The following is a 6,114-nucleotide window of genomic DNA, read 5'->3' as shown; positions in this document are numbered from 1 at the left end:
CGCGTCATTAGCTCAATTGGCAGAGCAGCTGACTCTTAATCAGCGGGTTGAGGGTTCAAGTCCCCCATGACGCACAAACGAAAACGGAGCAACCAATCGGTTGCTCCGTTTTGTCGTTGCCTGCCCTGTATGAGTGTTTCTGTCCCTGCGTCGAGAAGCGATGATGAGACACGGCGATCAAGGAAAGACGTATAGGGCGACAATTCCAGCACTAAAAACCGATTCATCGCCTCAGACGACAAGGCTAGCCACACGCACGTATCAGTCGTCCAGACCGAGGTCGCGACGCAGGCGCGCCACATGACCCGTTGCCTTCACGTTGTACTGAGCAAGCGCAACCGTTCCATCCTTGCCAACAACAACGGTCGAACGAATGATGCCCGTGAAGATACGGCCGTAGTTCTTCTTTTCACCCCACGCGCCCCACGGTTCAAGGATTGCATGCTCAGGATCGGAGATCAGCGGGAAGTTAAGTCCCTGCTTCTGAGTGAACTTCTCCAAGGCGGGCATTGTGTCAGCGCTTACGCCCACAACCGTGTACCCAGCTGCCTTCATTGTGTTCAGGTTGTCACGGAAATCGCAGGCCTGCGTCGTGCACCCAGGGGTCGAGGCCTTCGGATAAAAGTAGACGATAACGCCCTTTTCACTGCCCGCAAGCAACTCGGTCAGTGAGATCAGTCCCTGCGTAGATTCAGCGGTAAATTCTGGAGCCTTCGCTCCAATTTCAAGTTGAGTCATGTTGAAAGCATATCGACGCCGATAGCGCTGTGCTCGCCGAATCCTGCACTACCCGCGCAATTAAAATGTCCAGAGTAAGAACACCGAGGGCGCGGCCTCGTGCGCCTTGCCTAGCCTGAATTCATCCCAACTGTATTGAGGAGACCCCCGTGACCGAGGCATACCCCGTTCTCACACTCATCCCACCGATTCTTGCGATTGCTCTTGTCATCACGACCAAGAAGGTCATCATGTCGCTCGTAGCCGGCGTTATCTCCGCTGCATTCCTTATCGAAAACGGTGGGATCGTCGCAACAGTCGTCAAAATCTGGGGTGCTTTCTCTCAGATTTTCTGGACCGAAGGCGCAATCAACGCCTATTACGTTCTGATTCTCTTGTTCCTTATCACGTTGGGCATCATCACCTCGCTTGTCCTGATGGCTGGTGGCACCGCAGCGTTTGCAGAATGGACGATGACGAAGATCAAAGGTCGGCGAGGCGCCCACATTCTCGCCGCCACACTCGGTACCGCGATTTTCGTTGATGACTATTTCAACGCGCTTGCCGTAGGCCAGGTGGCGCGCCCCGTTAGCGACCGCCACAAGGTGTCTCGCGCGAAGCTCGCCTACCTCATCGACTCATCGTCGGCACCGGTCGCTGTTCTTGCACCGTTTTCTTCGTGGGGCGCCTCGATCATCGGCATCATGGCACCGATCGTTGCAGCAACCTCAATTCAGGTGACCGACGCGGGCGCATTCCTGCGTAGCGCGGGCATGAACTATTACGCCATCGGCGCAGTCGTCCTGTTGTGGCTGACCGTCATCTTCGAAGTCGACTTCGGCCCGATGCGACGTGAAGAACGTCGCGCGGTCGAGCACGGTCACGTCTACGATCCGGGAGAGCAGATTCCCGGCCAGTTGACCGACAACCTACCACGTCACGAACCTGGCGCCATGCGCGCACTGATCGTCCCCTTCGTCATCCTGATCCTGGGTGTTCTTGCTGGCATTGCGTGGACCGGCCACTCTGCTTCTGAGTCGTGGAATGCCCTGGATATCTTGGCAAACACCGACGTCGCCGTGTCATTGAATGTCGGTGGTGTTCTTGGCCTGATCTCCGCGGCGTACTACTACTTCCACTACACGCACGAGGATCCTGCTTTCGAGCTGAAGACTGCCGGCAAGGGTGTCGTCGAGGGCGCTCGTTCAATGCTTCCGGCTATCGAGATCCTGCTGTTCGCATGGATGCTGGGCTCGCTCATTTCTGAGCTCGGTACCGGCGCCTACCTTGGCGCGCTAGTTGAATCCTCAAGCCTGCCTGCCCAGTGGCTGGTGCCACTGATGTTTGTCATCGCAGGCGCTATGGCGTTCGCGACGGGCACATCGTGGGGTTCCTTCGGAATCCTGCTCCCGATTGCCGGCGAAGTCATGGCAGCTGTTCCCAACGGTTCCGACCTGCTGATTCCCGCGTTCGGCGCTGTTCTTGCTGGAGCCGTCTGGGGCGACCACTGCTCCCCGATCTCCGATACGACGATTCTGTCGTCGACCGGCGCTGGCTGTAACCACATCACGCATGTCAACACTCAGCTTCCCTATGCGCTTGCCGGTGCGGGAGCTGCGTTGCTTGGCTACATCACGTTCTCCATCACCGGTTCAGGCCTCATCGGCCTGGGGATTGTGCTCGCAGTGCTCATTGGGCTGACCGTGTTCGTGCGTACTCGCCTGCCACTCATCGCCTGATCCCTACGATTCACGGTTTTGCCTCCAAGACTTTCCTCTTGGAGGCAAAACTGTATTCAGCCTATTCGACGAAAGAAGGACACCAGCATTCAACTGGTGTCCTTCCGTTGTGCGCGAGATGGGACTCGAACCCACACGTCAAAGACACTGGAACCTAAATCCAGCGCGTCTGCCAATTCCGCCACTCGCGCGCGAACCTGTTTTCGAAGGCGACGAGGTTCCGCATGGAACCTGTGCCCACACACAGTGCTCGTTTAGTGTACAAGGTCAGTGACAATCCCGGCGAACTGAGCTTATCCGTGGACCTCGTAAGAAAACATCAGGCTACGAACGACGAGGCTCGGCTTGCCCGCATGATCGTTGCTTCCCCCAAGACACGGGTGTCACGGTACATGACCAGCGACTGGCCGGCAGCAACGCCACGGATCGATTCGGAAAGGGACACGACCAACCGGCGTTCTGCTCCTTCACGCGCCTCGTCTTCGGAGTCGTGCTCGACTAGGGAAACGGGGACGGGCGTACCGTGGGCGCGAACCTGAACGAACAGGTCATCCGTTGAGGCCCCCAGATCATCGGGAGCTAACCAGACGACGTCCTCGCATTCAATTCGATCCACACTGAGCAGAGTCGATGCTCCAACGACGACCTGGTTCGATTCCGGACGAGTTTCCAGAACATAGCGAGGCTTGCCATCTTCGGCGGGACGATCAATATGCAGACCTCGTCGCTGACCAACCGTGAAGTTCCAGTAGCCCTGGTGGGTGCCGAGGACCTCGCCGTCGGGGCTCACGATCTCACCTTCATCGCTACCCAATCGAGTGCGCAAGAAGCCCTGCGTATCTCCGTCGGGAATGAAGCAAATGTCGTAGGAATCCGGCTTGTTGGACACACCCAGGCCAAGACGCTGCGCTTCGGAACGCACCCACGCCTTGGTGGGGGCATCACCAAGGGGCAGTAGAACGCGTGACAGTTCATCACGCCCCATGATTGCCAGAACATACGACTGGTCTTTCAGAGAATCTGCGCCACGGTGCAATTCCGGGCCGGATGGACCATCAACGATTGCAGCGTAGTGGCCGGTGCAGACAGCATCGAAACCCAGTGCCTTCGCGCGCGTTGCAAGTTCACGGAATTTCACGAACTCGTTGCAACGCACACACGGGTTCGGCGTATGCCCCAGCTTGTACTGTTCAACGAAGTCTTCGATGACGGTTTCTTCAAATTCTTGGGCGAGGTCCCACACGTAGAACGGGATCCCCATGATTTCGGCTGCTCGCGCAGCATCGCCAGCGTCTTCAACGGAGCAACACCCTCGCGAGCCGATACGGCATTCCTGCGGTTGACTCGACAAAGCCATGTGGACGCCGACAACATCATGGCCGGCCTCGACCGCTTTCGCTGCAGCGACAGCCGAATCCACGCCTCCGGAAAGTGCGGCAAGAACACGCATTCAATTGTCCTTTCAGTGGGTTCGACCGTGCATGCGGTCTCGATCGTGAGAGTCTAACGCCTGCCCTGCAAGGACGGCGCGTTCAAGAGCATCCACGAATGCATCAATATCCGCTTCGGTCGTGTCATGTCCGGTGGAAATGCGCAGGACTCCCAGCGCTTCAGCTTCGGTGGCTCCCAGGGCCAGGACGACGTCGGACGGACGCGTCACCCCCGCGTGGCACGCAGAACCAGCAGAGACGTGGACATCTGCCATGTCCATCGCCATCAGTACCGCTTCAGGGTGCGACGTCGGAATCGACAGATGAATGATCGAGGCCAACGCGTCATCCGGAGAGACAGTGAGTCGCGCATAGTCCGGCAGAGCGCGGGCCAAACGATCACGCAGAAGCGCCGCGCGGACCTGCCACTCTTGGCGCTGAGCAACCGTTTCTTCAAGCGCTAGCGCGAACGCGCACGCGCCGGCAACGTCGGGGGTTCCTGAACGAATGCCACGCTCGTGTCCTCCACCGGGACGATCGGTGGGGATCTTCAGTCCACGGCGAGCAACCAGCACGCCAGTCCCTGCCGGCGCACCAATCTTGTGGCCACCCACGGTCATCAAGTCAACGCCGAGTTCCGCATAGGACACGTCCATCAGAGACATTGCCTGCGCGGCATCGGTGTGGGTCAGTGGACGCTGAGCGATCGGCATGGAGCGACCATCAAGTGCCTCGACCATCTGCGATACCGGCTGAATTGTCCCGATTTCTGAGCTGACCAGGGTGAGCGAAGCAAGAGAACACTGGTCTTTCACCTGCGCCAACGCGTCAGTATTGATAACGCACACGCCGTTGGACGCCACAGGGAAAAGCTCAACAGCAAACCCGCGCGATTCTAAATACTCGCGCTGATTGCCTACAGCATCGTGCTCCACCGGGGACAGAAGAACCGTGTTCCGATCAGCGTTAAATGCCCGCCCAGCGAGCGCTCCCCCGTGTACGCCGATGGCATCTGATTCGGTGGCACCCGACGTAAAGATCACTTCGGGCTTCTCGCAGCCCAAGGCAATAGCGACACGTTCGCGGGCGTCCTCCAACATCCTCTTTGCGCGTCTACCGCCACCGTGCAACGAGGCCGGGTTCCCGGGATGAGCGCTGAGCTCACGCTGAGCCTCGACCCATGCCTCCAACGCTGAAGGACGGATCGGGGTTGTTGCAGCGTGATCCAGGTAGTGCGTCACTCGGCGTCGCGCGCCTTCTTGATTTCTTCCAGTGCAGCAGGAATAACCTCGAACATGTCGCCAACAACGCCGAAATCTGCGATCTCAAAGATCGGAGCATCAGGGTCATCGCAGACAGCGACGATGTGGGCGCTGGACTGCATACCAACCGTGTGATGGATAGCTCCGGAAACACCTAGACCAATGTAGAGATTCGGCGACACTGACAGACCGGTCTGGCCGATCTGCATGGTACGCGGTGCCCAGCCTTCATCGCAGACAACGCGAGTAGCGCCGACTGCCGCGCCGAGTTCATCTGCCAATTCATTGACGATGTTCATATCGCCGTTTGTTCCGCGACCGGCGACAACAACGGTGGAAGCTTCGGTCAGCGATACGCCCGTTGTCTCCAGTGCAGACGAGCAGACGACCGTCACCGCACGGGCCTCATCGCTGAGCTCAACGTCGATGGATTCGGCGACCGGAGTGACCGGCGCGAACTCGAGGACGTCAAAGGATCCGGGGCGAAGCGCCACAACCGGAAGCGAACCCGAGACCTTCAGGCGATTCGACCACGAGCCCGCGAGCGCGGTGGTCGTGACAACCAGGGAGTCGTTGTCAACCTCAACGCCGATGGCGTCGCAGACAACTCCGGAGTTGGTCAGGGTGGCGATACGAGACGCGACTTCACGGCCTCGGTAGGTCGAGACAACGAAGAGGGCTCCGAAATCCTGTGTCGTGACTGCGGATGCGACGGCGTCTGCGACGACTGCGCTGACGCGTGCGCCGGAGTGGTCAATACCGGGGACGAGGACTTTTTCCACGCCGAGGGTGCCCAGCGTGGTCATATCCGGGTTCGTGGTCAGGGAAAGTGCGACAACTCCAGCGTCACTCAACGTGGACGCGAGAGAAATGATCTGCGCCGATGCTGGGGTGAGGTGCCAGCCGTCGGTGTCACTGCCCTGGTGGTCAGCAAGGACGAGTATTGGTTGAGAAAGAGTTGCCATG

General features: G+C 58.8%; 5 protein-coding genes and 2 tRNA genes. 2 read left to right on the top strand and 5 right to left on the bottom strand.

Annotation, left to right across the window (positions count from 1 at the left end):
* Position 1: 1 nt before the first annotated feature.
* Positions 2-74: transfer RNA gene (locus QP442_RS04745), tRNA-Lys, on the top strand.
* Between the two features lie 187 nt (positions 75-261).
* On the opposite strand, the gene QP442_RS04740 is transcribed toward QP442_RS04745, so the two are convergent.
* Positions 262-738: a peroxiredoxin gene (locus tag QP442_RS04740; protein WP_006681240.1), complete on the bottom strand. Its 477-nt coding sequence runs from the start codon at positions 736-738 to the stop codon at positions 262-264.
* 149 nt (positions 739-887) lie between these two features.
* Here QP442_RS04740 and QP442_RS04735 point away from each other — a divergent pair, with 149 nt between their 5' ends.
* Positions 888-2,456, top strand: a complete 1,569-nt coding sequence (locus QP442_RS04735; protein ID WP_285069671.1) for a Na+/H+ antiporter NhaC family protein — start codon at positions 888-890, stop codon at positions 2,454-2,456.
* Between the two features lie 110 nt (positions 2,457-2,566).
* Here QP442_RS04735 and QP442_RS04730 read toward each other — a convergent pair.
* The 4 genes from QP442_RS04730 to QP442_RS04715 form a co-directional block, all read right to left on the bottom strand.
* Positions 2,567-2,647 (bottom strand) — tRNA-Leu (locus QP442_RS04730).
* Positions 2,648-2,775: 128 nt separating this feature from the next.
* Positions 2,776-3,906 (bottom strand): tRNA 2-thiouridine(34) synthase MnmA, encoded by a 1,131-nt coding sequence (gene mnmA / locus QP442_RS04725; RefSeq protein ID WP_103631911.1) that lies wholly within the window; start codon positions 3,904-3,906, stop codon positions 2,776-2,778.
* Between the two features lie 12 nt (positions 3,907-3,918).
* Positions 3,919-5,127: a cysteine desulfurase family protein gene (locus QP442_RS04720; RefSeq protein WP_103631912.1), complete on the bottom strand. Its 1,209-nt coding sequence runs from the start codon at positions 5,125-5,127 to the stop codon at positions 3,919-3,921.
* Positions 5,124-6,113, bottom strand: a complete 990-nt coding sequence (locus QP442_RS04715) for an electron transfer flavoprotein subunit alpha/FixB family protein (protein WP_103631913.1) — start codon at positions 6,111-6,113, stop codon at positions 5,124-5,126. The genes QP442_RS04720 and QP442_RS04715 overlap by 4 nt, the downstream gene beginning before the upstream one ends.
* Position 6,114: the final 1 nt, after the last annotated feature.

The organism is Pauljensenia sp. UMB1177, from assembly GCF_030217965.1.
In the GTDB taxonomy this organism is placed as follows: Bacteria; Actinomycetota; Actinomycetes; order Actinomycetales; family Actinomycetaceae; genus Pauljensenia; species Pauljensenia turicensis_A.
This window is presented reverse-complemented; position numbering and strand designations above follow the sequence as displayed.